This is a genomic window from Microbulbifer maximicatervae (SeqCode) (assembly GCF_052468295.1).
Map to the genome: position 1 here is coordinate 3,989,008 of NZ_CP174340.1, position 26,865 is coordinate 4,015,872.

The 26,865-nt window shown below is 43.6% G+C and carries 22 protein-coding genes and 2 pseudogenes; 19 read left to right on the forward strand and 5 right to left on the reverse strand.

From position 1 onward, the window contains the following. Positions 1-430 precede the first annotated feature (430 nt). Positions 431-1,795, forward strand: a complete 1,365-nt coding sequence (locus ACJJIQ_RS17720; RefSeq protein WP_445362217.1) for an IS4 family transposase — start codon at positions 431-433, stop codon at positions 1,793-1,795. 80 nt (positions 1,796-1,875) lie between these two features. Then, positions 1,876-2,136: a hypothetical protein gene (locus ACJJIQ_RS17725; protein WP_445362595.1), complete on the forward strand. Its 261-nt coding sequence runs from the start codon at positions 1,876-1,878 to the stop codon at positions 2,134-2,136. A gap of 72 nt (positions 2,137-2,208) precedes the next feature. Here ACJJIQ_RS17725 and ltrA read toward each other — a convergent pair whose 3' ends face one another. Continuing rightward, positions 2,209-3,480: a group II intron reverse transcriptase/maturase gene (ltrA, locus tag ACJJIQ_RS17730; protein ID WP_445362596.1), complete on the reverse strand. Its 1,272-nt coding sequence runs from the start codon at positions 3,478-3,480 to the stop codon at positions 2,209-2,211. Positions 3,481-4,152: 672 nt separating this feature from the next. Here ltrA and ACJJIQ_RS17735 point away from each other — a divergent pair. From ACJJIQ_RS17735 to ACJJIQ_RS17790, 12 genes and pseudogenes are all read left to right on the forward strand, one after another. Next, positions 4,153-4,653, forward strand: a complete 501-nt coding sequence (locus ACJJIQ_RS17735) for a hypothetical protein (protein WP_444892127.1) — start codon at positions 4,153-4,155, stop codon at positions 4,651-4,653. A gap of 668 nt (positions 4,654-5,321) precedes the next feature. Then, positions 5,322-6,050 (forward strand): hypothetical protein, encoded by a 729-nt coding sequence (locus tag ACJJIQ_RS17740; RefSeq protein WP_445362597.1) that lies wholly within the window; start codon positions 5,322-5,324, stop codon positions 6,048-6,050. A gap of 247 nt (positions 6,051-6,297) precedes the next feature. Then, positions 6,298-6,693, forward strand: a complete 396-nt coding sequence (locus tag ACJJIQ_RS17745) for a winged helix-turn-helix domain-containing protein (protein ID WP_445362598.1) — start codon at positions 6,298-6,300, stop codon at positions 6,691-6,693. Between the two features lie 12 nt (positions 6,694-6,705). Further along, positions 6,706-7,323: pseudogene (locus tag ACJJIQ_RS17750) on the forward strand (IS630 family transposase); the annotation flags it as partial. A 551-nt stretch (positions 7,324-7,874) separates the two neighbouring features. Further along, on the forward strand, positions 7,875-8,462 hold the full coding sequence (locus ACJJIQ_RS17755; protein ID WP_445362599.1) for a hypothetical protein: 588 nt from the start codon (positions 7,875-7,877) through the stop codon (positions 8,460-8,462). A 142-nt stretch (positions 8,463-8,604) separates the two neighbouring features. Then, complete coding sequence (locus ACJJIQ_RS17760) at positions 8,605-9,096, forward strand: ankyrin repeat domain-containing protein (RefSeq protein ID WP_445362600.1); 492 nt, start codon at positions 8,605-8,607, stop codon at positions 9,094-9,096. Between the two features lie 1,161 nt (positions 9,097-10,257). Next, positions 10,258-10,758, forward strand: a complete 501-nt coding sequence (locus ACJJIQ_RS17765) for a hypothetical protein (RefSeq protein WP_282931081.1) — start codon at positions 10,258-10,260, stop codon at positions 10,756-10,758. Between the two features lie 2 nt (positions 10,759-10,760). Then, positions 10,761-11,093, forward strand: coding sequence for a hypothetical protein (locus tag ACJJIQ_RS17770; protein WP_282931080.1), 333 nt, complete (start codon positions 10,761-10,763; stop codon positions 11,091-11,093). Between the two features lie 144 nt (positions 11,094-11,237). Continuing rightward, the gene (locus ACJJIQ_RS17775) at positions 11,238-11,675 is read left to right on the forward strand and encodes a DUF8479 domain-containing protein (RefSeq protein ID WP_282931079.1); all 438 of its coding nucleotides are present in this window, start codon (positions 11,238-11,240) and stop codon (positions 11,673-11,675) included. Between the two features lie 66 nt (positions 11,676-11,741). Further along, a complete protein-coding gene (locus ACJJIQ_RS17780; protein ID WP_445362601.1) occupies positions 11,742-12,128 on the forward strand; it encodes an Imm50 family immunity protein in 387 nt (128 codons plus the stop codon). Between the two features lie 519 nt (positions 12,129-12,647). Then, positions 12,648-15,173 (forward strand): plasma-membrane proton-efflux P-type ATPase, encoded by a 2,526-nt coding sequence (locus ACJJIQ_RS17785; RefSeq protein ID WP_445362602.1) that lies wholly within the window; start codon positions 12,648-12,650, stop codon positions 15,171-15,173. A gap of 39 nt (positions 15,174-15,212) precedes the next feature. Next, positions 15,213-16,046, forward strand: a complete 834-nt coding sequence (locus ACJJIQ_RS17790; RefSeq protein ID WP_445362603.1) for a polyphosphate kinase 2 family protein — start codon at positions 15,213-15,215, stop codon at positions 16,044-16,046. A gap of 91 nt (positions 16,047-16,137) precedes the next feature. On the opposite strand, the gene ACJJIQ_RS17795 is transcribed toward ACJJIQ_RS17790, so the two are convergent. After that, on the reverse strand, positions 16,138-17,949 hold the full coding sequence (locus tag ACJJIQ_RS17795) for an Ig-like domain-containing protein (RefSeq protein WP_445362604.1): 1,812 nt from the start codon (positions 17,947-17,949) through the stop codon (positions 16,138-16,140). Between the two features lie 246 nt (positions 17,950-18,195). Between ACJJIQ_RS17795 and ACJJIQ_RS17800 the strand changes: the two are divergent. Further along, a pseudogene (locus tag ACJJIQ_RS17800) lies at positions 18,196-18,984 on the forward strand (helix-turn-helix domain-containing protein). 402 nt (positions 18,985-19,386) lie between these two features. Here ACJJIQ_RS17800 and ACJJIQ_RS17805 read toward each other — a convergent pair. Then, entirely contained in the window at positions 19,387-21,192 is a 1,806-nt protein-coding gene (locus ACJJIQ_RS17805) for an Ig-like domain-containing protein (RefSeq protein ID WP_445362605.1), read from the reverse strand. 901 nt (positions 21,193-22,093) lie between these two features. Then, positions 22,094-22,408, reverse strand: coding sequence for a cupin domain-containing protein (locus tag ACJJIQ_RS17810; protein ID WP_445362606.1), 315 nt, complete (start codon positions 22,406-22,408; stop codon positions 22,094-22,096). A gap of 296 nt (positions 22,409-22,704) precedes the next feature. Here ACJJIQ_RS17810 and ACJJIQ_RS17815 point away from each other — a divergent pair, with 296 nt between their 5' ends. Further along, the gene (locus ACJJIQ_RS17815) at positions 22,705-23,763 is read left to right on the forward strand and encodes a hypothetical protein (RefSeq protein ID WP_445362607.1); all 1,059 of its coding nucleotides are present in this window, start codon (positions 22,705-22,707) and stop codon (positions 23,761-23,763) included. Between the two features lie 80 nt (positions 23,764-23,843). Here the strand turns inward: ACJJIQ_RS17815 and ACJJIQ_RS17820 are convergent, their stop codons facing one another. Next, positions 23,844-25,244: an aryl-sulfate sulfotransferase gene (locus tag ACJJIQ_RS17820; protein ID WP_445362608.1), complete on the reverse strand. Its 1,401-nt coding sequence runs from the start codon at positions 25,242-25,244 to the stop codon at positions 23,844-23,846. Between the two features lie 43 nt (positions 25,245-25,287). Between ACJJIQ_RS17820 and ACJJIQ_RS17825 the strand changes: the two genes are divergently transcribed. The 3 genes from ACJJIQ_RS17825 (at position 25,288) to ACJJIQ_RS17835 (ending at position 26,852) form a co-directional block, all read left to right on the forward strand. After that, positions 25,288-25,539 (forward strand): hypothetical protein, encoded by a 252-nt coding sequence (locus ACJJIQ_RS17825; RefSeq protein WP_444918344.1) that lies wholly within the window; start codon positions 25,288-25,290, stop codon positions 25,537-25,539. A 585-nt stretch (positions 25,540-26,124) separates the two neighbouring features. After that, entirely contained in the window at positions 26,125-26,448 is a 324-nt protein-coding gene (locus ACJJIQ_RS17830) for a hypothetical protein (RefSeq protein WP_445361025.1), read from the forward strand. Beyond that, the gene (locus tag ACJJIQ_RS17835) at positions 26,406-26,852 is read left to right on the forward strand and encodes a L,D-transpeptidase family protein (protein ID WP_238152069.1); all 447 of its coding nucleotides are present in this window, start codon (positions 26,406-26,408) and stop codon (positions 26,850-26,852) included. Before ACJJIQ_RS17830 ends, ACJJIQ_RS17835 begins: the two co-directional genes overlap by 43 nt. Positions 26,853-26,865 lie beyond the last annotated feature (13 nt).

Below are 26,865 nucleotides of genomic sequence, written 5' to 3' on the forward strand. Positions count from 1 at the left end.
TTACTCTACCCGTTAGACCACATGGCTTTGGTATCCTTGGCTACCTCGCCTCCAGGCTAAGCCTTATATGATGTTTCTGTTCGTCAGCTCGTAGTTTTGCTAGCGGCTTCCTCCCCACAAGACCTCACGGTATTGCAGTTGCCATTCGCTAGTAGTTGGCATTTAATGAAGTCCATTAAACGGTGATCTTTCTACAGGGGACTTTCACCCCATTAGTTCACGCCCATGCTGGGCGTACCAAAGCCGTGCACGGCGAGCAATTTTTCCGTCGCTTTTTTGTGGCGGTCGCTACGCTGCCACAAAAAATCAACTTCACAATTGCCGCGTGACGGCGGCGCTAAGTTTTATACACAAGTTTTTTAAGTTTTATTATGTAAATCAATAAGTTACAGTTTAGCCTGGTAAGAACTACAGATTTGGCTGGATTATTATGCAGGACTGGGTCATGGACGAAGTAAGAAATCAGGTTATGGGTGATACACGCTTGAATAAGCGCTTGTCTAATATTCTCAGTAATTTAAGTTCAGACCCAAACAATAGCATTCCTTGTGCAAACAAAACTTGGGCAGAAACGTTTGCAGCTTATCGCTTTATAGAAAATGATAAAGTCAACTTTGACTCTATTATGAGCGGTCATAAATCGGCAACTCTTGAGAGAATCAAAGCGCAGCCTGTTGTTCTTATCCCACAAGATACTACCTTTCTAAATTTTGCCACTGACCTAGAAAGTAAAGAGATGGGAACACTTAGGCGTAAAGAGACCAACCAACAACTCTTGCACACCTCCATCGCGATAACACCATCCAGAGTTAATTTGGGTGTTGTTGAAGGTAGTATGTGGCAGAGAGATAAGGAATCAAGTTCTAATTCCCGCTATACCAAGTCGATAAAGGATAAGGAGAGTCGACGCTGGCTAGACCATTACGAAACGGCTTGTCAGATACAAGAGCACTGCCCTGAAAGCACAATTGTGAGTATTGCTGATAGAGAGGGTGATATTCATGAGTGGTTTCAGCTGGCTGAAGAGCAAAGTGAACAGCGGCGGGCGAGCTATATCGTTCGAGCTAAGGCCAATCGCACTTTAGAGCTCGATGGAGAAGAAACGGTTTTACTTTGGGATCATATGAACGAGCAGAAATCTATTGGTCTATACACGGTAGATATTCCCAAACGGAATGGGGAACCTGGAAGAAAAGCCAAAGTCAGCGTATCCACTACCGAGATACGGCTACTTGGAAAAGGAAAATCTAAACGACCACTTTCTCTCTATGCTGTATTGGCTAAAGAATTAAACCCACCAGAGGGTGAAAAAGGCATTGAGTGGATGCTGTTAACTGATCTTCCAGTTGAAGACTATAAGCAGGCGAGAGTCGTCATTGAGTGGTATCGAAGCCGGTGGGAAATTGAAACCTATTTTCGGGTGGTAAAAGGCGGATGCCAGATAGAAAGTAATCGTTTTAGAACAGAGCAGCGAATGTTGAACTGTATTGCGATCTATATGATTATTGGATGGCGACTACATTCGATAACTACACAAGCAAAAAGTCTTCCTGATGAACCATGTACGAGTGCTTACTCTGAAAAAGAATGGCGCATGGTATGGATGATGCAAGATAAAAGTTCCCCGCCGAATATACCTCCGAGCATAAGAGATATAACGCGTATGCTGGCAGGTCTAGGAGGATTTCTAGGGCGTAAAGGCGATGGCGAGCCAGGGGTTAAAACTGTTTGGCAAGGATATGCAAAGTTGCTCCATTATGTTGAAGCAGCAGAGGTTTTAAATGGACTTAAATAATGTGTATAAAACACAGCGGCGGCGTTATGCGAAAACGATGATCAAGCTTTGGGCGCTGGACTTCAAAATAAGGCAATGAAATGAGTGAAGAGTTGAAATTGTCAGAAAAAGTAGAAGACCTAGAAAAGCAGGTTCATGCATTAAATTTTATGTTGTCTACTCTAGTCGCAACACTAGTTACAAAAGGTATAGCACCGGACAATATTGGAGATGTAGCTATTGCTACAGCCGCTCAGTTCGAGAATGCAGATGGTTTTAGAAAGCAAGGTGAAGCCTTAAATCACATGGTCGAAACGTTACTAGGTGTGATTGAGAACGACACGACTCAGCAAGGCGCATAAATCGGGTAGCCGGTAGTTTCTAACTACCGGCCCCCACACCACCCATCGTGCGGGTCCGCAATGGGCGGTTCCCTATCCGTAATGAATCTCTACCCAACGATCTCGCAATGAAATCAAACCCATCTCTTCGAAGAACTCATTATTGAGCGCAATATGAATACCCTCAGTTTTTGCGCTTCGCCAGTAACTTTTACCGGACGAGCCGCAGGTAACTGCCAGCGATTCACTCACACCCATACGCAGTAAATTTCGAACTTTCGTTCTCACTCTGCGCCAATTCTTCCAATAGCTCATTCTTAATCGCCGCCGTATCCAGCAGTCTAGATCTATACATTTTTGATAGCCTTGCGCTATTCCAAAATAGTTGATCCAACCACGGAGGTATACGGTAAGTTCTTTCAGTTTCTTTTCCATCGAAATACCACGGGATCGTCCTGTAATCTGGCGGACGTGGTATTTAAATTGGCGCAGTGACTTATCATGCCAGACAAGCTTTGCTCCACGGAAAGAAAAACCCAGAAACTTACAACGACTAACGGGGACTACTTGGCTTTTTGCATCATTAACTTTGAGTTTAAGCTTGCGCTCAACAAAGCGTTTAATGCTCGTCATAACCCGCTCACCCGCGCGTTTAGAGGAAATGACAATCACAAAATCGTCCGCATAGCGGACGAAATTGTGTTGGCGTTTTTCCAGCTCTTTGTCGAGCAGGTCGAGTACAATATTGGACAGCAGCGGCGATAAAGGGCCACCTTGTGGCACCCCCTCATAACACGCTTGCCAACATTCATCTTCCACCCAGCCTGCACGCAAGTAGCTTGCAATCAGTTTGAGTAAACGCTTATCGCTGATTCTTTGGCTGAGTAAACTCATGAGGAAGTCATGGTTGACCCGGTCGAAGAACTTAGATAAATCGACATCTACGGCTATTCGCTTGCCGCCTTCGATATACTTCTGTAGCTTTTTCACCGCATGATGCTGTGATCGCTTTGGCCGGAAGCCATAGCTAAACTCTGAAAAAGTCACATCGAAGATGGGGTTGGTGATTTGCGCGATAGCTTGCTGAATAACACGATCAAAGATCGTAGGTATCCCAAGGCCTCGCTGACCACCGTCTGACTTACGAATGTAGACGCGTCTAACAGGCAGCGGCTGGTAATGACCTTGCCGAATGGCTTTGATAATTTCATTCCCAACTACCTTGAAGTGCTGCACAAAATCATCAACGGTAACCCCATCAATGCCTGCTGCACCTTTATTCGCTCGAACGTGCTTCCATGCAGCATTGAGGTTTTCTTTGCTGAGGATAGCGTCGAGTAGATTTTCATTTGAGTTGAGTGTCATGGAAGTGCGCTACGTCAATTTTTAATCCGGCTGGCAACACATCGGTAGGCTAGCCCTGTCTTTTAACTCGTGGAGTTTGGGTTCAGGCCTTCACCGTATCCAAGGTATTAATCTTGGCATTAGGCTACTATGCCGTCGGCTGACTTCTGTTCAATCACCTTGGCCATTACTGGCCGAGGCGCTGCTGTGTTCCACCAATTTTGTTTACCCCCGCGATGGTGGCTAGCGGGCTGGGCCTACTTATGAGTCAGCGGCCACGCTGACAGCTTTACAGCAGCAGGTTGAACAGATCTCCCCAGATAAGAACGTAAACTTTCACTACACAACTGCATCATTTACTTTACCCGTTAGATCACATGGCTTCGGTGTTCTTGGCCACCTCGCCTCCAGGCTAAGCCTTATATGATGTTTCTGTCCGTCAGCTCGTAGCTTTGCTAGTGGCTTCCTCCCCACAAGACCTCACGGTGTTGCAGTTGCCATTCGCTAGTAGTTAGCATTTAATGGAATCCATTAAACGGTGATCTTCCTACAGGAGACTTGCACCCCATTAGTTCACGCCCATGCTGGGCGTACCAAGCGGCGGCAATACGCAGCCATCGGCTGCCGGACTTAGCACTATGTGCTTCGCCGTTACGCCAGGAGGTAGGAGGTAGGAGTTAATAAAGGAATACCATGGAATTTTTTAATCAATCCTTTTGGCAGGGGTTTGCTGCTTCATTGGCTGTAGTCATTGTAGTTGCGTTACTTTCACCAATAAGAAACCGAATATCAGACTACTGGAACAAGAGACGGTTAAAAAAACATAACCAAAGATTAAATATGCTTAAATGGGAAAAAGAGCATCTTGAGAAAGTCAAGAAATCTAGCGTAGCTCTTAGCAGGGCTGTTTACTCTGATATTTTTTGGTTGCTTTTCCTCCTTAGTTTGGGGTTAGGACTACCGATTTTAGGTCCGGTAGCTTCGTCCATGAATCCTCTTTTTGTACCTATAGTTAAAATTCTAACTCCACTTTCAGTGCCTATCTGGTTTGCCGCTTTAGCAATAGCTTTTAAAAATATAAAAAAGTTCAGCAACCTTAATAATTACTCGAAGGCTATTGAAAATCTAGACTCAAAAATAGAGGGAGTAGAGAATAAAATCGAGGCAATCTCTCCTAAATCGGGTAGCCGGTAGTTTCTAGCTACCGGCCCCCACACCACCCATCGTGCGGGTCCGCAATGGGCGGTTCCCTATCCGTAACCCAACGATAGCGTCGAGCAGCTCTTCATTTGAGTTGAGTATCATGGCAGTGCGCTACCTCAACTTATCCGACTGGAAACATATCGGTAGGCTAGCCCTGTCTTTTAACTCGTGGATTTTGGGTTCAGGCCTTCACCCTGTCCAAGGCATTAAACTTGGCATTTGGCTACTATGCCCTCGGCTGACTTCTGTTTAATCACCTTGATCATTACTGACCGAGGCGCTTCTGTGTCCCACCATTTTTGTCTACACCCGCGATGGTGGCTAGCGGGTTGGGCTTACTTATGAGTCAGCGGCTACGCTGACAGGTTCACAGCGGCAAGCTAAACAGATCTCCCCAGATAAGAACGTGAACTTTCACTACATAACTGCATCATTTACTTTACCCGTTAGACCACATGGCTTAGGTGTTCTTGGCCACCTCGCCTCCAGGCTAAGCCTTATAGGATGTTTCTGTCCGTCAGCTCGTAGCTTTGCTAGCGGCTTCCTCCCCACAAGACCTCACGGTGTTGCAGTTGCCATTCGCTAGTAGTTAGCATTTAATGGAATCCATTAAATGGTGATCCTCCTACAGGGGACTTTCACCCCATTAGTTCACGCCCATGCTGGGCGTACCAAAAACAGCCAAGGCGACACCAAAAAGCGGCGCGCTTGCTGTTGGCGTTAGGCATCCAAATAGAGTGAGAATAACTATGGATTCAGAGCTAAAGCAAATAGTTGAGGCGGCTCTCAGTAATGGGTTGTCTGTCGGAATTTTTGTGACTTGTATAGCAGGATTAATTGGAGCTGCAATTGGCAGCTATCTCAGCGCATATCTTAAAAAGGCGGGTGAACAAAAGAGAATTGCGGAAAAATACGACGAGATATTGTTGCAGCTAAATGCTCAAACAAAGATGACTGAATCAATAAAATTTAATTTTAACAAAGAGGTTGAAAGCATCAAGCATAAATTGGCACTAAATGCAGAAGAAATTAGAAAGATGGAGGAATTAAAGCTTGGTGCTTATGTGGATTTTGTTAGAGCTTCATCTGGTGCAGCAATGGCACAACGATTTCGAGACAAAGAATCCGAGCATCAATCAATGGCACTATTACTTGATTCAAAAGTAAGAATCGGTATTTACGGAGATTCTGATGTTGCTAAAGCAGTAGGTGAGTTTTTTGAAGAATATGGCAATTTTACGAAGCTTGAGGACAGAAGAGCTTTCACAAATCTAATGTTAACTATGAGAAATAACGCATTGGGATCGATCCAGGATTGTGATCGTAGATCTATTAGCCAAATTTTATTCTCTGAAGCTATAAAGTCTGAGTTAGAAACCACTGCCTAAATCGGGTAGCCAGTAGTTTCTAACTACCGGCCCCCACACCACCCATCGTGCGGGTCCGCAATGGGCGGTTCCCTATCCGTAATGAATCTCTATCCAATGATAGTGTCGAGCAGATCTTCATTTGAGTTGAGTATCATGGCAGTGCGCTACGTCAATTTTATATCCGGCTGGCAATATATCGATAGGCTAGCCCTGTCTTTTACTAGCGGGGCAGAAATAATCAGTACACCCTGGTAATATAAACTGCATGAAATACGATGCCAGAAAACTTAGTACTGAGGAGCAGCACCTCATACGTAAAATTGCTGTTCAGCGAGTATTTGATGGAGAATCTGCGGCGGAGGTTAGTCGTAGCTTAGGGCTGGGGAGCAGAACTATTTTCCCATGGTTAAGGACTGCTCGGGAGAAAGGTATTGAAGCGCTATCTCCAAAAATTAGACCTGGACGCGGTAGAAAACTGTCAGCTATTGAAGAAGAGGAAGTCAAACGATGGATTATTGGTGGCGATCCAAGGCAATATGGCTTTGATTTCGGATTGTGGACACGTCAGATCGTATCGGATTTGATTTTTGAGAGATTCAAAATTGAACTTAGCGTTTCTAGTGTCGGCACACTTCTACATCGACTGGGCCTGACGCCATAAAAGCCTCTACGAAGAGCTTACGAGAGAGATGAGAAGGCGGTGAATAAATGGGTAAAGGAAGTCTATCCAAAGATTAAATCTTATGCGAAAAAAACTGGTGCAGAAATATTTTGGCTGGACGAGGCTAGTATCAGATCAGACGATCCACTCCAAAGGACATGGGGAGAAAAAGGAAAAACTCCAGTGGTAAAAACGAGTGGTCAAAGACAGTCAATCAATGCGATCTCAGCTTTATCGAATAGAGGTGGCTTCTGGTATCATATTTATAGTGGAAAGTTCACGGCAGAAAAGTGCGTAGAATGCTTCAAAAATTTCCAGAGAAGTCAGAAAAGACCAGTGATTCTCATTGTTGATGGGCACCCAGTACACAAATCGAAAAAGGTATTGGAGTATGTCGATTCACAGGATGGAAAGCTTGAAATGGTGTTCTTACCGCCATATGCACCAAACCTAAATCCAGATGAGTTGGTCTGGAATCATATGAGAAATATAGGGACTTCAAAGAGGCCGCTGAAAAAAGGTGAGACACTACTGAGTCGTGCAAATGCAGATTTGCAGAGCATCAAGAAAAATAGAAAACTTGTGAAATCATTTTTTCAAGAGTCGACTGTATTCTTTGCTGCTGCCTAGGTAGTAACTCGTGGATTTTGGGTTCAGGCCTTCACCTTGTCCAAGGTACTAATCTTGGCGTTTGGCTACTATGCCCTCGGCTGACTTCTGTTTAATCACCTTGATCATCGCTGACCGAGGCCAAGCTAAACAGATCTCCCCAGATAAGAACGTGAACTTTCACTACACAACTGCATCATTTACTCTACCCGTTAGATCACATGGCTTCGGTGACCTTGGCCACCTCGCCTCCAAGCTAAGCCTTATATGATGTTTCTGTTCGTCAGCTCATAGTTTTGCTAGCGGCTTCCTCCCCACAAAACCTCACGGTGTTGCAGTTGCCATTCGCTAGTAGTTAGCATTTAATGGAATCCATTAAATGGTGATCCTCCTACAGGGGACTTTCACCCCATTAGTTCACGCCCATGCTGGGCGTACCAAAGCAATACAGCGCGACATTCAAAGCTATGCACCTTTTGTGTTTGCTCGCCGTGCTCATATTTTATACACAAAAGCCGCTCCGCTTTAAATGCGGCTGATTGCGGCGTTAGGCCACATAAGGAGATATTGAGGTGAAGAAGGTCATTTATATCTTGCTTTCTTTGTTTTATGGAAATGCTGAAGCAAGTAGCGAAGACATTGATATTTTACTCAAAAATGCAACAGAAAGAGAGGGGCTAAGGAAGGCGCAGATAGAGAGAATTTTAGACACGTATGATCTTGAGAAATGGATTTTTACCAGCCGAGTTGTAGTTGATGAAAACGCAATTCGCCCTTCAAGTCACCCCGATTTAACTTTCAATGTTAAGCGCATCAGAAGTGATGAATCCTTTCTTGCTAGCTTTTTGCATGAGCAAATTCATTGGTTTGAAGAAAAAAACAAAACACAAGTAAATGCGGCCATTGAAGACTTGAAGAAAATATATCCAAATGTTCCTAAAAAGCATCCAGACGGAGCAAGAGATGAGTACTCTACCTATTTGCACTTGATAGTATGCTACTTAGAGTATGATGGGTTGCGTCAAAATATAGGAGATGAAAGAGCAACAGAGATCATCTCTAAGAACTCCGAGTATTTTTACAAATGGATTTATAAAACTGTGCTAAATGACGGAGAGGCTATTCGCAAAGTAATCGAGGCGCATACACTTCGCATATAGACTGTCGGCCTAACTAGGCAATGCAGCCGACGTCTTACTTTATGTAATTTTTGCACAGTCGCTATACTCTCATTTTCGTGCAAAAAGCACACAAAGTAAGCCGCGCCTGATTGCGACGTTATGCGCCAATAGAGAGCTACTCATGAGCCAAGTAACTTCCAGAGATGTAACGAGAGCTATTTTCAAAGGAGATATTGAGTCTCTTGAAAGCTTCATCGCTTCTGGTTTTGACATTACGCGTGAAACAGAAAAAGAAAAATGGTCATTTCTACACATGGCTACGCAATCTGTAACTCTCCCAATCAATACAGAATCATTGAAGTTTCTTCTATCAAAAAAGGTTGGTATCAACAATCAAGATGTATATGGCAATACAGCACTTCACTACGCTGCGAGAAACAGACATGAGCAGGCCATAGAGATCCTATTATCGGCGGGTGCCGACGTTCAGCTTAAGAACAAAGATGGAATAACTCCGCTGCATCAAACTCTTCTACAAAAGCCATTTAGTCTGTCTGCTACAGAATTGTTGTTAGTCGCTGGTAGCGAGACCATCGAACTTACTAATTACGTGAATACTATTTCGCATGGTGAGGATTCAAATGTTAAAGAATTGTTTGCCAAATACCAATAAAGCGCATAAATCGGGTAGCCGGTAGTTTCTAGCTACCGGCCCCCACACCACCCATCGTGCGGGTCCGCAATGGGCGGTTCCCTATCCGTAATGAATCTCTACCCAACGATAGCGTCGAGCAGCTCTTCATTTGAGTTGAGTGTCATGGCTGTGCGCTACATCAACTTTAACCGACTGGAAACATATCAGTAGGCTAGCCCTGTCTTTCAACTCGTGGATTTAGGTTCAGGCCTTCACCTTGTCCAAGGTATTAATCTTGGCATTCGGCTACTATGCTCTCGGCTGACTTCTGTTTAATCACCTTGATCATTGCTGACCGAGGCGCTTCTGTGTCCCACCATTTTTATCTACACCCGCGATGGTGGCTAGCGGGCTGGGTCTACTTATGAGTCAGCGGCCACGTTGACAGCTTTACAGCAACAGGTTAAACAGATCTCCCCAGATAAGAACGTGAACTTTCACTACACAACTGCATCATTTACTCTACCCGTTAGATCACATGGCTTCGGTGTCCTTGGCCACCTCGCCTCCAGGCTAAGCCTTATATGATGTTTCTGCCCGTCAATTCGTAGTTTTGCTAGCGGCTTCCTCCCCTCAAGACCTCGCGGTATTGCAGTTGCCATTCGCTAGTAGTTAGCATTTAATGGACCCATTAAATGGTGATCCTCCTACAGGGGACTTTCACCCCATTAGTTCACGCCCATGCTGGGCGTACCAAGGGCTGCCTAACCGGCAGCCCCTTCTTAAGGCGTTATTGTGGCGGTCAATTATTAGATAGTTTGTAGTTGCTGCAAGTAACAATCTCTACCTGAACACGCTTCGCCAGAGAGTTCTCCTGCAAACTGGTACCGCAGTTTCGTTCAAGTCCTTCATTTTAAGTCAACAAGTTCTGCAAGTTAGCTGCCGCATTGTGGAGTGCCAATCAGATAGTTAATTGGTGGGGAAAGTATGGTATTTTTCCCTGTAAATTTATTGGGTTGTGGCCAGCCTAAGTTGACTGGCAGAGAGCAAGTAGATTATTCAGTGCGCGCCAGCTATAACCAGACCAGGCCAGATCGCCCAGCCGGAGGCTGGGCTGGACAGCCTACGCTTCGCTTCGGCTGCCCTTGCTAGCAACGTTAGGGCAAAAAATCTAAAGTTCTTCACAAGTGGAGGAAGAGTATGAAGAAAAAGTTAGAAGATAGTAAATATACGATCTTGGGACCTGATGACCTTTGGAAGTTCTATAACGGGGTGGCTGGAATATATCGTGGTGGTGGTAATACATTAGACTCAAAAATAGTGCGAGCCAGTGGCCCAAGAGTGAAAGATATTACTGTCATCCACGACCCTGACCATGAAATAGAGATGGTCATTCCAAATCCGAGCAAGGGACTCTCATTTGCTAGTAACATCAAAAAATTATCCAAAAATCCAGTAATATCGGGTTACGTTTGGGTCCTACCAAGAGGAGAATGTTTACCTGAGGGGTTGGTTTTTAATGTAAAAGACTTCACACATCCGCTTCTGAATGTTTCTCGCAAAATGTCACTTGCTGAATTTACTGAAAAACTAAAAGTGTTGGCTAGTAAGTTAAAGTCAACAAAGGTGAAGATAGAAAAAGGCACTGGTCGCATAATCGAAGAGTTTCCGGGTGCCCTTAAGAAGGCAGAGGCAATCTAAGCATGTCTAAAAGAAATATTTATTTCCCTAACGAACTGATTAAAGAGCTAAATGAAATTGTAGTTAATCAAGGATATGACGCTCTGTTGCATGTGTTTAAAAATATTGATTTGGACAATTCAGAATATTTATCAATTGATGAGAATGAAGCAAAGCTATTAATGCGTTTGGCTGATATTGAGATGTCTAAAGCAATTTTAATGTATCCTTTCACTGATGACGAAGAGGAAAATTACGATCCAGCTCATGAGGAGAAGTATGATGATGTAATGATGGGTATTTATGAGAAAACATATTATTACATACAATCCGAATATGGTGACCTAGAGAGCTAGAATCCTTAACAAACTGCTGCATACCGACACATACTGCTACGCTCGTTTTTGTGTGTCGCTAGCGCCACTTTACACAAAAACGCTCTCCGCAGTATGTGCAGGTGAGCGGAGCGTTAACCATAGAAGTGAGTGAATTAGAGTAAAATGGAAAATAAGATAAGCAAAAAGAATATAATCCTAGTAACCGCAGCTACCGCAATAGGTTCTGCCTTAGGGAGTTTTGCCGTCAAAGATCTATTTAAAGAAAATGTAGATCAGAATGATCGCCTAAAGAAAGTAGCCGAAGAGACAAATAAGCTGTTGCCGATGATCATAGATTCAGAAACGCGCCTAGACAGCACTGTCGGCTTAAATAACACATTCACATATATTTATACGCTTACCAATTACTCATTTGATGAAATTGATGCATCTACTCTAGAACAGAATCTGTCTCCAAAAGTACTTAACAATTACTGCTCATCTTCGGATATGAAGCAATTTGTAGATCACGGAGTTACCGTAAATTTCAGATACCTTGGAAAAGCCGGCAAGCAAATCCTCAACCTTTCTCATCAACCTTCAGATTGTAAAAATGGTTAACAACGCCAGGCAGTAAATCTCCGGCTGCCCTTGCTAGCGGCGTTATGCAATCCATAGAGTGACCATATGTGGTTAGACTATCTTAATTCAAGAGAGGCACTAGACAGGATCTTTCAAGACCAGGTATTCGGAGAAGTTGTAGAGCTTATACGGATGTCATTTGAAGATCGAGATGTCAAAATCGAGTTTGATCTTCGCGAATGGCCAGAAAACGCTCCAAGAAAATGGAGCGATCAGAAACTTAATACAGTTCAAGTAACAATTGTTCTGGGGGCCTGTACACAGATTCACATGAAAGATTGGGCGTCAGAGAATATCGGCGAATTTAGGGTAAAAAAAATTAAGGAAAGTGATCTATATTCGTTCAAATTTTCATCTTCTTCTGGTGCATATTTTAGCTGCGTTTGCGATGTTTTGTTCTTTACAAAGGTTTCGGCGTATCAAAATGCATAGCAAGCAGCAGCACGAATACCCGAAAAAAGACGCCGGGCAGGACGGCCTACATTACGCTTCGCTTTATTTCGGCCTCCCGTGTGCTGGACGTTAAGCTTAAGACTTACCCACGCTTAGTAGACACCCTGTATAGTTAGGATTCGGCCATGCACTATAAGCTAAAGAGAACTTAGGCATATACGGAAAGCACCTGCATATAGCCTATACCTTGAGCCTGTTGGACAAGGACTAGCAAAGATTTACTATTCGAAACCCCGGAGAAAAACCGAGACGTTATCGAGATAGGCTAATCCTGCAGCTTAATCAGCTGTCACTGATATACCCCTTTCAATGGCCCACAGGAGTAGTGGTTTTTCACGCCAGTAGGATACCGGCTTTTTTGCCTTTGACTCTATGCCTTCAAATTTCTGTTACCGCCGTCACCAATGTCCACTTAGCGAGTGGCGCAAACTGCTAGATTGAAATATCCATTGCTGGAACAGACTCCATAGGTAAACCTTTGTCATTGGGAAACCCAAAGTGCAAAGTCAAGAATCATCGCCAAATAATCAAAACAACAGCGATCAGCAATCGTTAGATTTGCAGAACGCTGATATTGATGCAGTTTACAATGAACTAAACACGTCACCCGCCGGCCTCACAAAAAATGAAGCCAGCGCCCGCCTGCAAAAATATGGTCCCAATACCATTCAGGAGAGGGAGCAAAGCGCACTCGCTAAGTTCTTGCGATTTTTCTGGGGACCCATTCCCTGGATGATTGAAGCGGCCGCATTGCTCTCTGCATTAATTGGCCACTGGCCCGATTTCGCCATCATTATGGCCCTGCTGTTGTACAACGCGATTGCCGGGTTTTGGCAGGAACACAAAGCTGCCAATGCGCTGGCAGCACTGAAGGCCAGTATGGCCCCCAAAGCCAATGTATTAAGGGATGGGGAGTATCAATCCATTGATGCGGCGATGGTGGTCCCAGGGGATATAGTACGAATCAAGCTAGGGCAAGTCGTGCCCGCTGACGTGCGTTTTACTGAAGGGAAATCCATCAGTATTGATCAGGCCGCCCTTACCGGAGAATCTCTACCCGTCAGTAAGAGCATCGGTGATATTGGCTATTCCAGCAGTATCGCCAAACGGGGGGAGATGACCGCTGTTGTCATTGGTACCGGGCACAATACATTCTTTGGGCGCACCGCCCAACTTGTTGCCGGCGCAGGGCAAAGTGCCTCACATTCGCAGAAAGCCGTCACCCATATCGGTGACTTCCTCATCGTGCTGTGTTTGGTGCTGGCCGTTATTCTGGTGGGCACAGAGTTATACCGCGATATCGTGGTCGCGGAAACATGGCACTGGTCAGATATCATCAATATTCTTCGCACTGTACTGGTGTTGCTGATCGCATCGATTCCCGTTGCCATGCCTTCGGTCATCACTGTGACCAATGCTCTCGGTGCCCTGGCGCTATCCCGTAAAAAAGCGATCGTCTCGCGGCTGGAGTCCATCGAAGAGTTGGCTGGTGTTGATATCCTCTGCTCAGATAAAACTGGCACCCTCACCAAGAACCAATTGTGCCTCGAAGAACCTACCTTATTCAGCGCGGAAAACAACGACCAGTTAATTCTTGCCGCCGCTATCGCATCTGAAGCAGGCGCCAGTGATCCAATTGATCAAGCAATTTTTGCCGGCCTGAAAAATAAGGAAAAACTGAAGAAATATAAGGTTGAGGAATTCACTCCCTTTGATCCGGTGAGCAAACGCACAGAAGTCAAAGTACAAGATCAGGATGGGCAAACCCTATATTTCAGCAAAGGGGCCCCCCAGGCTATTGTCGACTTATGCAACTTGAGTGGTGCGAAGGCCGACAAAGCCACTGCATGTGTGCAACAACAGGCCTCCAGGGGGTTGCGCTCCCTCGGCGTTGCGCAGAAGGCAAACGCCTCTTCGTGGCAATTCCTGGGTATTCTGTCTCTTGAAGACCCACCTCGGGATGACTCCAAAGACACTATTCAGCGCGCACGGGAACACGGGCTTCAAGTAAAAATGATTACTGGCGACGATGTGGCTATCGGCAAGGAAATCGCCACCCAAGTCGGTATTGGAACAAATATTTTCGCTGCCAGTAGTGTGTTTACAAAGTCCCAGGATATGGACCACCTGCCATCTACTATCGTCGATACCGTTGAGCGTGCAGATGGATTTGGGCGAGTGTTTCCCGAACATAAATATGCCATTGTGAAAGCATTGCAAGGTAGGGGTCACCAGGTTGCCATGACTGGCGATGGTGTGAACGATGCGCCGGCCCTTAAGCAAGCTGATTGCGGTATCGCCGTTAGCGGTGCAACCGACGCCGCACGCGCGGCAGCAGCCATTATCCTGACCTCTCCCGGGCTATCTACCATCGTCGATGCCATCGATGAAGCCCGAAAAATATTTGAACGCATTATTAATTACGTACTTTTCCGGGTATCGATGACCCTGGATATTATGGTGGTGGTTGTCTTTGCTACCATAATGTTCGGCTTCTCGCCCCTAACCCCGGTTATGATCGTACTAGTGGCTCTTCTTGATGACATCCCCATTATGACCATTGCCTACGATAATACTCTGCTTCCCAAGGAGCCTGTGCATTGGCAAATGCGAGACCTATTACTGGGCTCCAGCATTATCGGCCTTTTTTCTATTGCTCAAACAATGGGTATTCTCTTTATTGGAATGGAATGGCTCAATAACACCAACTGGCAATCCTGGATCGCATTAAATAAAGAGCAAATTCAAACTATCGTATTTTTGCAGATCGTAGCGGGTGGACATCTACTGTTATTCGTTGTGCGCTCTCGTACAGCTTTCTTTTCCAAACCACTACCCGCATTCCCTCTGTTTATCGCAATTGTTGGCACCCAAGCATTTACCGTGCTGATGTGTGGATTCGGCTGGCTGGTACCGGCGATACCCTGGACTATAATCGGCCTAGTATGGCTATACATGATTATCTGGATGTTTTTCCTGGACCTGATCAAGAAACTTCTTTATCGAAGATTAAGTGATATCTGAGCCATCCCAAAAGGCCTAACGAAGGTGGGCAATCGAACCATGAATTGTTTCGAAGATTTCAGGGTAAAGCCTGGCAGCAAGATAAAGCTCTCCGAAATAGATCCGGGCTTCAAACATTGTTACGAAAGTCGTGAAGAGGCACTCCCAGATACCCAACGTATGGATGAGCAGATACGTTCATTCACTTACAAGCTTTACGCTGAGCGTAAAACATCTCTACTTATCTGCTTGCAGGGAATAGATGCCTCGGGGAAAGATGGCACCATCAAGCATGTATTAGGCGCAACAAACCCACAAATGTGTAGAGCGATTTCCTTTAAGGAACCCTCAAAAGAAGAGAGCGAGCATGATTTCTTATGGCGATATCACAAAGTAACCCCCGCTCATGGACTTATATCAATCTTTAATCGCTCTCAGTATGAAGGTGTGCTGATTGAGCGAGTGCATAGTCTGGTTCCGATGGACATTTGGAGCGAACGCTATGAACAAATTAACAACTTTGAAAAATTACTCTCTGAAAGCAACACAATAATACTGAAATTTTTCCTTTATATCAGCCAGGATGAGCAGTTGGAGAGATTCAAGCAACGTATTGATGATCCCGCCAAACAGTGGAAAATCAGCGAAAGTGATTATACTGAGGCAAAATATTGGGATGAGTATATCTGTGCTTTTGAAGATATGCTAAATCAATGCAGCACCGAGTACGCGCCCTGGTTTGTTATCCCCGCAAACCACAAATGGTTCCGGGACTTGGCTGTAGCCTCAATTATTTCTGAAGCATTAAAAAAATTGAACCCCCAGTTTCCTGCACCCACCGTCAACCTGGAAGAGATAAAAACCAAGTATCATCAGCTTAAGAATTTGAAATAAACTAAAACCCCAAAAAGTAAGGGAGATGATAAACTTATTTACCATCTCCCTTAGCCACAGCTTCAATCTAGCACAATCAATTTTGAAAGCACTACTGCGACTTAAAAATCAAAACCCTATTGTTCGCTGAGTCAGTAACAAACAGGCTATCTTTATAGCCAAAGACCCCTGTTGGAAGGCGTAAAGTGGACGCACTGGGATGTTCATCGGTATCATGAACTCCGTCTTGATTAGAGTCATTATAAGCAGATTTCACAAAATCACTTTGCCCCAAGACAGAATCCGCAGCAGTATAATTTTCTTCAGGCCACTGATCCCAAATTAACACTCGGTTATTCTCGGTATCGGTTACGAATAGCTGAATTCCATTTGACCAAATTCCTAACCAGGGATAACTTAAATCCTTTTCCGTTGCATTATCCGGCCTCTCATCAATACTAAAGTTTTGCTGCCCAAGCACAACATCTGCTGTACTATAGTTCCCTGTAGGAAATTCATTCCAGAGCAAAATTCGATTGTTTAAAGAATCTATAATTGCAAGCTTATTTCCATCACTCCAAACTGCAGAAGGGTCCGCAAGAGTTCGAGCTGTTGGTCTCCCACTATTACCATCCGGGCCGGTATTAGCGGTGCAAAACTCAATTGTAGGCTGACCAATAGCAAAGCTTGCGGTTGTATTATCTTCTGTTGGAATACTACTCCAAACCAACGTGCGAGAGTTAATTTCATCTACAGCTATAAGCTTTCCATCAACTAAAATGGCAGATGTTGCTTTGTCATCGTCACGACTATAACATCCATCAACTTCCTTGCCCCATGCTCCTAAAACCACTTCAGGGACTGCCGTCCCGTCCATAGGGACTTGGTTATAAATCAAAATCTGCCTTTCCCTTTCAACCTGAGAAATAATTAATTTACCATCATTAATATTTGCCTGAACTGGCATTTGAAGCGACTTTCTATCATCCGACGAATCGGAGCTATCCAGACTATCGACACCTAGAGCAAAATCAGCAGAAGCCCCATTCGAGAAAGGTATTTCGTTAAAAACCAAGACACGCTTATTTCTTCGATCCGTTATAAATAGTTTCCCATCAGAACTAATAGCAGGATTACCGGCGGGAAAGACTCCAAGATTTTTAGCACTGATCCCAGAAACCATGTCTGAAAAATTATCCTGACCAATCACCACTGACGCCGGAGCAAAGTTCTCGAAATACATCGGCACAGTAAAACTGCTGTTTACTGTAGGAATAGGATTTCCCGCTAAATCCATTACATCAACGCTTATTGTGCGTTCCTGCCCAGCGATCCAGTATACTCTTGGGGTAACAGTTAGCGTATCATTTTCGACAGCGGTAGCAGACCAAACAACCTTGTAGTCATCTTCAAGTAACATCCCGCCTAATTGAAGACTATCTACATCCATAGTCTCAGAAAATTGCACTTTAAAAGAATCGTTCTTTTCCAAGCGAATATCCTGTGGAAGTATACTATTTACAGTAGGGGCAAAGTTCTCAACTTGATACTTAACAGCAATCTCCGTCATTTGATTGCCAGCGCTGTCCTGAGCATTGATTACTAGGGATAGCTCTTCTCCTTCCCCCCAAGCATCGTTCGGCCTCAGCTCTAATGAATCTTCACTAACTTGGTATAGCTCCCCGAGTTCCTGCATAGAACCAGACAGTGAGATATCACCTAGCTCTACTGGCTCATCAAAGTTTAGTAATACCCTTTCACCTTCTTCGATAGTGCTACCACCTGCAGGAATAAGGGTCAAACTTGGTGCAGTAATATCACTAGTCTCTTCAGGAGATTTTCCTCCACCTGATCCTCCGTTACAACCGTATAGCGATGAGACAATAGCAAGACAAAGAATTGCCTTTAAAAAATGAACTTTCATTTCTTCACCAGGAAAATAGTTACTTATCAACACAGGACCATGCTAATTTATTTCTCACGAAGAAATGATACGTGAACTAGCAATTTATACCGATTGTCAGAAGTAACACGTTTTATGGCGGAAATTGGCGCACAACCTTAAGCTGGATTAATTCAGACCAAATCTGACACATTCTCTTGAAAAAGAGGGGTTTACCGGTTTTGATGCAGATGCCTAAACCTAAAAACAAAACCAAGGATAAACCCCATGATCCATACTGATGATCGCATCATAAAACACAAGACCGGATTACTAAATTTGGCAGAAGAACTTGGCAATATCTCCAAAGCTTGCAAGATGCTAAGTGTATCGAGAGATACTTTCTATAGGTATAAGGAAACCGTTTTAGTGCCGGCATGGACGCCCTTCTTGAGAAGAGCCGGCGTGTGTCCAACCACAAGAACCGTGTTGACATAGTTATTGAAGAGGAGGGACTGATCCTCACAGAGTCACAGGTTCAGGCTTTGGAGAGAAAACGGCATGATGATGAAGCCTGTGATGAAATTGATACTCAACACCCAGGTTATCTGGGCTCGCAGGATACCTTCTATATAGGAACATTTAAGGGCGTCGGGCGTGTTTACCAAAAACCTATGTCGATACCTATGCAAAAGTGGCTCATTGCAAGCTGTACACCACCAAAACACCAATCACTGCGGCAATGACCGTACACTACCGTTTTATGCCTTACATTATCTACCAGTGCTGCATATCCTAACTGATCGCGGTACTGAGTATTATGGCAAATTGGAACAGCACGACTACCAGTTATAGCTAAGTGTGAACGAAATAGAACACACCAAGACAAAAGCCAGACATTCACAAACTAACTGGATCTGTGAGCGCTTCCATAAGACCATTTTACAAGAATTCTACCAACCTTCATTACGCCGCAAGATCTATGGATCAATAGAAGAGTTACAAAAGAATCTGGATGAGTGGTTCACATATTACAATAATTAGAGAAGCCATCAGGGTAAGAAGTGTTGCGGTTGAACACCGTTAGCAACTCTTGAAGATGGAAAAAGTATCTGGAAGGAAAAGCTCGAAAACTGAATTTGACCTTACGGAGCACCTCCTGAAAAACCGGTAACTGTCAGATCAAGTCTGAACTACTACAGCTAAGTCAATGCGGCACCGAATATGCACCCTGGTTTGTTATCCCTGCAAATCACAATTGGTTCATGGACTTGGCCATAGCATCAATTATTTCTGAAGCATTAAAAAATTAATGCTCTAGTTTCTGCCCCACTGTTAACCTGAAAAGAATAAAAATCAAGTATCACCAACTTAAGTAATTGTAATAAACTAAAATCCTAAAAAGTAAGGGAGATGATAAATTTATTTACCACCTCCCTTAACCATAGTTTCAATCCAGTCAAGCCAATCTAGAAAGCACTACTGCGACTTAAACACCAACACCCTCTTGTTCCCTGAGTCAGTAACAAACAGATTATCTTTATTACCAAAAACTCCTGTTGGAGCACTTAAAGTGGATGCACTGGGTAGTTCATCGGTATCATGAACTCCATTTTGGTTAGAGTCATTATAAGCAGATTTCACAAAATCACTTTGCCCCAAGACAAAATCTGCTGCAGTATAATTTTCTTCAGGCCACTGATTCCAAATTAACACTCGGTTATTCTCTGTATCAGTGACGAATAGCTGCATTCCATTTGACCAAATTCCAAACCATGGATAACGTAAATCTTTCTCCGTTGCATCATCCGGCCATTCATCAACACCAAAATTTTCCTGCCCGAGTACAACATCTGCCGCGACATAGTTTTCTGTGGGGAATTCATTCCAGAGCAAAATTCGATTGTTGTCAGAATCTAAAATTGCAAGCTTATCTCCATCACTCCAAACTGCACTAGGGTAGGCAAGAGTTTGAGCTGTTGGCCCCCCACTATTACCATCCAAACTGGTATTAGCGGAGCAACTCTCCATTGTAGGCTGACCAATAACTAAGCTTGCAATTGTATTATCTTCTGTTGGAATGCTATTCCAAACCAACGCGCGAGAGTTAACTTCATCTACAGCTATAATTTTTCCGTCAACTAAAATGGCAGATACTGGTGTGTTAAAGCTATTACATCCATCGTCTACCTCGCCCCATGGTCCTAAAACCACTTCAGGGACTGCTGCCCCGTCCATAGGGATTTGATTATAAAGCGAAAGCCGTCTTTCCCCCATCGCCTGAGAAACAATTAACTTACCGTCATTAATACTAGCTTGAATTGGCCATTGAAGCGTCTTTCTATCATTCGATGAATCGGAGCTATCCAGGCTATCGACACCTAGAGCAAAATCAGCAGAAGCCCCATTTGAGGAAGGTATTTTATTAAAGGCCAAGACACGATTGTTTTCTCGATCCGTTATAAATAGTTTCCCATCAGAACTAACAGCAGGACTGCCAGTAGGAAAGACTCCAAGATTTTTAGCGCTGATCCCAGAAACTGTGTCTGAAAAATTATCCTGACCAATCACCACTGACGCTGGAGCAAAATTATCGAAATACATCGGCACAGTAAAACTGCTGTTTACTGTAGGAATAGGATTTCCTGCTAAATCCATTACATCAACGTTGATTGTGCGTTTCTGTCCGGCGATCCAGTATTCTTTTGGAGTAATGGTTAGCGTATCATTTTTAACGACGGTAGCAGACCAAACAACCTTATAGTCATCTTCAAGTAATATCCCGCTTAATTGAAGACTATCTATATCCATAGTCTCAGAAAATTGCAGTTTGAAAAAATCATTCTTTTCCAGGCGAATATTCTGCGGAAGTATACTATTTACAGTAGGGGCAATGTTCTCAACTTGATACTTGACGGCAATCTCCGTCATTTGATTACCCGCGCCGTCCTGAGCATTAATTACTAGGGATAGCTCTTCCCCTTCCCCCCAAACATCGTTCGGCCTAAGTTCTAATGAATCTTCACTAACTTGGTATAGTTCCCCGAGTTCCTGCATAGAACCAGACAGTGAGATATCACCTAGCTCTACAGGTTCATCAAAATTCAGTAACACCTTGTCACCTTCTTCGATAGTACTTCCACCTGCAGGAATAAGGGTTAAAGTTGGTTCAGTAATATCACCTGTCTCTTCAGGAGATTTACCTCCACCTGATCCTCCGTTACAACCGTATAGTGATGAGACAATAGCAAGGCAGAGAGTTGCTTTTAAAAACTGAACTTTCATTTCTTCCCCAAGAAAATAATTACTTATCAACACAGGAACATGCTAATTTATTTCTCACGAAGAAGTGACACGTGAACAAGCAATTTATATCGATTGTCAGAAGTAACGCGTTTTATGGCGGAAATTGGCACAAAACCTTAAGTAAATATTTCTAATTAGTGCCAGTGTCTCACAACAATATTTGGCTTTTGATGAAAGGATTTCCCCCAGAGTGGAAAGGAATTAATTTCAGCTCACTGATGTCAATCTAAGCGTGATCAACTCAAGACAATTGTTCGCGCTTGATTTCGCCACTATTAAAATGAGAGCAGCATTATCTACTACAGATGTATCACTTCAAATAACAGATCTAGAGTTTGCCTTACCGACAGAGAAGATATTCTAAATTACATTTATCACAGCCAAGCAAGAAAGGAAGATATTTTTCATACACAACGTGTCTCTTACACACTGACTTTTCCCGAAACCTGAGCTATAAAAGAAAGACCTCTAGAATAGAAGTATATGAGGGATAACCACCTAATAACCTAGCCGCTGATCTGGCTATAGAAATCTGGAAGTTCTATATGATTTTTTCGGTCAGTGTTAATTGAGATAATACTAAAAGAAAAAACCAGGCAGCATACACTACCTGGCAGAGAAGGATTTGACTTGGTATCAAACGATCAGACCAAATTAAAGCTGTGCAATTTAAGCAAAGCATCGAAAATTTTAACAGGCCTCTACGGTATATGGAGATAAGCACAGGCTGACCTGCCAGTCAGAAAACTATCTACCCCTATCATTAAATCCACTAAGTAGTCTGTGGACTTTAGATCCGACTTACATTGATAGATTAAGAACCCTCGATAGGAGTTCACAACTCAATGTTTAAAGATTTATATCTTAAAAGATAACTGCCTCACAGAAAGAAAACTGCCAACCATATAGTGGCTTCTTCTTCAGCTGTCTCCACCACCCGATGCCTCTGATTTGCCCTAATCAACAAGTTATCCCCCTTCCCCAGGTGGTGCCTCTTACCATTTTCCATTTCTATAACACCATAACCGGAAAGTACTAACACCCACTCATGCTCATCTTGATCATACCACCCTGTTTCAGGCGAGGACTGCCCGTAAGATATAATCCGCTCAACCCTGCAGCTTTTCCCCTCTAGCAAACTCTCAAAATGCTCCTTAGAGTGATCACCTGGTAGCTGAGTGAAAAAATTACCCATAACTCTCCCCTAACATTAAGTCGGCATGAAAAAAATTTACAAAAATACAACTATACTAGAACTAACGGGCTCCACAATTTGGATTAATATAGAAAAAAATACGCCAAATGAAATCAAAATGAGCCCGAGACCAGAAAATAGAATATTTTTTGCTAAACCATCAACATTAGCTCTTTGACACCCCAAAAATACAACTCTCACATGAAATATAAAATAAATCATTCGAAACAAATATGAGCAACTATTAAACAACAACAGATACCAGATCACGATCTATAGAATACAAAGAACATATAATGACTATATATTTACATTCAGGGCTACACAAAACCGGTACCACAGCAATACAACATTACGCCTATAAATATAGAAGACTGTTAAGAAGTAAAGGTATTTTATACCCCATTATTCATCGTAATTTAATTAGCATAGATAAGGGTCACCATCTTTTTGCACACTCATTTTCTGATCATCCTGAAAGCCCGCCTATATCAAGAGGAAAATTGCTAGCATATGACTGGAAATCAAAGTCGCAAAAAAATAACCTAGATCTATTAATTAGTGCAGAGCCTATTTGTCGACATACTTACAAATCAAAAGATTGCGCCTGGATTGAGGCTCGGCACCATTATTTAGAACAACTCTCCAATACAATACCCCCAGAGCAAACTAAAATCATCTTAACCTTGCGCAGACAAGATAATTTTGCCCAGTCTCTCTACAAAGAACATATTATGAAAGGAGTATCTCCACTAGCGAAACTGTCATTTAAGGAGTTCCTATCAAAGATAGAAGGGAGAAACCTGAACTTTTATAAAAATATAGCAGCATTCAAAAAGTTCTTTCCCAATATACAAATACTCATTTACGAGCAGCTATGTAATGGCGACCTACCAGTTAATTTCTTTCGTGCTCTAGGGATTTCCGGCCTACCAAACTCTAACAAAATCATAAGAGAGAGCCTATCAAATGAAGAGGCCGCTTTAAAACAGATATTAAACCAGCAAATACACTCAAAATCTGAAAATGCAAAACTATTGAAATGGATAAAATCTAGCAATACACAAAATATAATCAAACGAACACTACCAAGATCACCACACCTATGGAACTCTGATGAAGATAGAGCTAATTTTTTAGATCGATATTCACAGGAAAATAAAAAAATAAATGATGAGTTCCTCGAAGGAGGTGAAGAACTGTTTCCATCAAATCATAAACTTCCCAAAAAAAAGCCTAACATTATCACGCTAAAGCCATATTTAATTAAAACACTTCAAGCCCTATCTAGTGATATTCAACAGTTACTGGGGGAATACCGCTTTAGAAACATAATCAATGCTATAGAGCACTGATTGCCAAATCTGGTTAGAAGTCCTTTAATAAGGATCGCCAGCAACAAAGTATGTTACTGGCGCCTAACTATTTAGAGGATCTAAAGCGATAAATCACTTACCACTGATATATCATTCCAAGTAAAACGCTCAGCACGATATACACTCGTATCATTGACTATCATCTCCCAAACCGTCTCTGCAGTCTGATCGCCGGCGATTTCAACAATATATGCATCTCTATTGTTGCCGGTACTAGCACTGGATGGGCCGCCCGCGCAAAGTAGAATATTCCCACCGGGAAGTTCATCTACATCCCCTAAAGAATTGGTGTACTTTGGTGCAACGTACTCCCAAGTTTGCACTGCCACCATTTCCTCTGTGTTTAAAGAGAATTTCACTGCGCGGCTATTATAGACCTCACCACTGTATTCGGACTCATTCCTATTATCGTAAATCAGAATGTCTCCGTCTGACGCAAGCATGGCTGCATGCTGAGAAGCCATCCAGGTGCCATCTTGCAATGAAAATAATTTCTCAAGAAATCCCTCGGAAGCATCCAAATCCCTACCCATAATCCAGTTTACTTCGCCACTATTATGATCAATATTGACCACCCAGCTTTGAGAGCGACTTGACAGTAAAATCGAATTATCGGCAGAAATATAGTGTAACGAGTTAGAGTGAGTCCAATCCAGCGCACCATTGCTCGCTTCTCGATTGGCTAACTCACCGGGGAAACGCTGAGTATCGAGATGATCGAATGCAGACCATTCCCATACAGTATTGCCCTGCCCATCCACTTCAAGAATCGCATCTCCTTTTATCAATTGACCATCAATTGTTTCATAGGCGTTTGTTAATACCAGTAGATTTCCATTTTCAAGAAGAATTGCATCGTGGTGATAGGCTGGCAGCTCAAATGATTGCAGCGTTTCACCAGCAAAGGAGATAATCCTTGCTTCCTGATCCAACAGCAACATTAAATTGCCATCCTGTAAATTGCGCACTACCGGAGCTCCGGTTAGAGGAACATCTCCGTGAAGGTACCAGACAACCTCACCCTCCTCATCGAATCCCCAAAAGGTATTATCCCTGTCACCTGAAGGTGCAAAAATAGTTACACCTCCTTCGCTTTGCTCTGTAAATGTAGTTACCTCAACTGGGGGAGCGCCTTCAGGTAACGAACCAGTCTTGAAAGAAATAGTCGAACTCTGCACAACGTCTCCACTTTCCAGCATTGCCAGTGCAGTAAAACGGTAAGTGGTATCGGCCCTTAAACCTACTAGGGTCATATCATGCTCTGTGCCCCAGTCGGTATAATTTGTTCGCCGACGGTCGGTTACCGCCGAGTTGATCCTGATCGCCACTCGCGACTCACTGCTAGTCGATACTTGCGCATTCACCATTAAACTATTTAGTGGATGCATCGAAAGGGTTAATTCTACTTCGTCATCCAAAGCAAGCAGAGCTTCATTCGCTTGCTCTACCTCAACACTCACGCCCGGATTGCTGTACAGCATTACAATACATACTAGAAAAAATATGGGTAACGTCGATCTTCCAGTCATAGCCAAATCCTATTTAATAAATATTAAAAGTAATCATCCCTACCCTGGTATTTCATTTTCAGGGGAGCTTCCAATAATCAGCTATCACATAACGCAAAAAGGGTGGATTCGTTTACTTGGTTTTCAAACCAGAAAGAAATATTTTAGCGATCCCGAAAAGGAAATTTCTTCATTCAATTTTCTAATGCGCAATGGCCCGCACAACAAGAATGAGAAATGGGGATAATTTTGGATAACGATATAGTCGCGACACTTACTAAGATGAAATAAATAATAAAAACTTTTTGAACGCTATTTCTATTATTCTGGCGTGGTTCAAGAACGCTGGAAATTGACTCGCAAGTTACGGTAGATTACTCATAAAACCTTAGCAACTAAGACAAAATCCCTAAAAATCACTAACAAATAGAAGAGCATCCTCTAAGAGAACCTCAGTATATTCCTTTTTGTTGTCACCAGCCCTTAAGACCCACCTTACCATCCCTTGGACTTGTAGTGGTTCATGCCGCCGCAGTACCAACCCGCAGCCGAGGCCGAGTATACGGTTATCTGCTTTGGGGAAATCACCAGCTATGGACTTGTCCCTGTAGTAGGGCAGAAATACTTGCCCTAAGACAAACTGTAGCTGGATTCAAAATCCACGGTTGTTTACACGGCCCACTGGTAGTAGAGAGGTGTGTAATGCATAGCCGATCTTCGCTGCAAAATCATCAATCCATTTCCACGAAACAGAAGGGATCTCTACGCAAAAAATCATCATTCGCCGCTGCCGTAGTGATTGTGGGATCTGCAATTCTTGCCCCACTGACCTATGCCGTGGATTATTCCAATTCCCGCTATAATTCGCGATACAGCGCTCAACATGGACATGGAAACTACGGAGCACACTCCAGGTATAGCAGGGACTACCGAGCAAATTCACGGCATAGCAGGAATTACAGATCGCACTCAAGGCACAACCGGGACTACAGAGCACACCCCCGATACAACAGAAATTACAGGGCGCATTCCCGATACAACAGGAATTATCGGGCTCACTCCAGATACGGAACACATTCCAGATACGCGGCGAATCCACGGCATAGCCGCCATATGTGGTTTAAATCCAATATTCAGGGAACACCGCGTATTGTGATCGACCTCAGTGATCAAATGGCATACTTCTATAAGGGCGGGCGTCTGGCCGGTATGTCCCCGGTATCTACTGGCAAACCCGGACACCGCACACCTACCGGTAACTTCCGTATTTCACAGAAGAAATACAGCCATCGATCAAATCTGTACGGTCACTACATCAGCCCACGGGGCTATGTAATGCGCAGCAATGTGGATGTGCGCCGCCACCGCAAACCTGCGGGTTCTCGATTCCGCGGGGCATCTATGGATTACATGATGCGTATCAATGGCCCCGTTACCATGCATGCCGGCCACGTCCCGGGATATCCCGCCTCTCATGGCTGTATTCGTATCCCCTGGCATATGGCTAAGATTTTTTATGCCCACGCCAAGGTTGGTACCAAGGTGTCCGTGGTGCCTTAAGTTGGAAGTAACA

What these genes read in the sequence shown, in the direction of transcription:
- ACJJIQ_RS17720 (WP_445362217.1), top strand. Translation starts at nt 431, where the DNA reads ATGCAGGACTGGGTCATGGACGAAGTAAGAAATCAGGTTATGGGTGAT.
- ACJJIQ_RS17725 (WP_445362595.1), top strand. Translation starts at nt 1,876, where the DNA reads ATGAGTGAAGAGTTGAAATTGTCAGAAAAAGTAGAAGACCTAGAAAAG.
- ltrA (WP_445362596.1), bottom strand. Translation starts at nt 3,480, where the DNA reads ATGACACTCAACTCAAATGAAAATCTACTCGACGCTATCCTCAGCAAA.
- ACJJIQ_RS17735 (WP_444892127.1), top strand. Translation starts at nt 4,153, where the DNA reads ATGGAATTTTTTAATCAATCCTTTTGGCAGGGGTTTGCTGCTTCATTG.
- ACJJIQ_RS17740 (WP_445362597.1), top strand. Translation starts at nt 5,322, where the DNA reads ATGCTGGGCGTACCAAAAACAGCCAAGGCGACACCAAAAAGCGGCGCG.
- ACJJIQ_RS17745 (WP_445362598.1), top strand. Translation starts at nt 6,298, where the DNA reads ATGAAATACGATGCCAGAAAACTTAGTACTGAGGAGCAGCACCTCATA.
- ACJJIQ_RS17760 (WP_445362600.1), top strand. Translation starts at nt 8,605, where the DNA reads ATGAGCCAAGTAACTTCCAGAGATGTAACGAGAGCTATTTTCAAAGGA.
- ACJJIQ_RS17765 (WP_282931081.1), top strand. Translation starts at nt 10,258, where the DNA reads ATGAAGAAAAAGTTAGAAGATAGTAAATATACGATCTTGGGACCTGAT.
- ACJJIQ_RS17770 (WP_282931080.1), top strand. Translation starts at nt 10,761, where the DNA reads ATGTCTAAAAGAAATATTTATTTCCCTAACGAACTGATTAAAGAGCTA.
- ACJJIQ_RS17775 (WP_282931079.1), top strand. Translation starts at nt 11,238, where the DNA reads ATGGAAAATAAGATAAGCAAAAAGAATATAATCCTAGTAACCGCAGCT.
- ACJJIQ_RS17780 (WP_445362601.1), top strand. Translation starts at nt 11,742, where the DNA reads ATGTGGTTAGACTATCTTAATTCAAGAGAGGCACTAGACAGGATCTTT.
- ACJJIQ_RS17790 (WP_445362603.1), top strand. Translation starts at nt 15,213, where the DNA reads ATGAATTGTTTCGAAGATTTCAGGGTAAAGCCTGGCAGCAAGATAAAG.
- ACJJIQ_RS17795 (WP_445362604.1), bottom strand. Translation starts at nt 17,949, where the DNA reads ATGAAAGTTCATTTTTTAAAGGCAATTCTTTGTCTTGCTATTGTCTCA.
- ACJJIQ_RS17805 (WP_445362605.1), bottom strand. Translation starts at nt 21,192, where the DNA reads ATGAAAGTTCAGTTTTTAAAAGCAACTCTCTGCCTTGCTATTGTCTCA.
- ACJJIQ_RS17810 (WP_445362606.1), bottom strand. Translation starts at nt 22,408, where the DNA reads ATGGGTAATTTTTTCACTCAGCTACCAGGTGATCACTCTAAGGAGCAT.
- ACJJIQ_RS17815 (WP_445362607.1), top strand. Translation starts at nt 22,705, where the DNA reads ATGACTATATATTTACATTCAGGGCTACACAAAACCGGTACCACAGCA.
- ACJJIQ_RS17825 (WP_444918344.1), top strand. Translation starts at nt 25,288, where the DNA reads ATGGGTAACGTCGATCTTCCAGTCATAGCCAAATCCTATTTAATAAAT.
- ACJJIQ_RS17830 (WP_445361025.1), top strand. Translation starts at nt 26,125, where the DNA reads ATGCCGTGGATTATTCCAATTCCCGCTATAATTCGCGATACAGCGCTC.
- ACJJIQ_RS17835 (WP_238152069.1), top strand. Translation starts at nt 26,406, where the DNA reads ATGTGGTTTAAATCCAATATTCAGGGAACACCGCGTATTGTGATCGAC.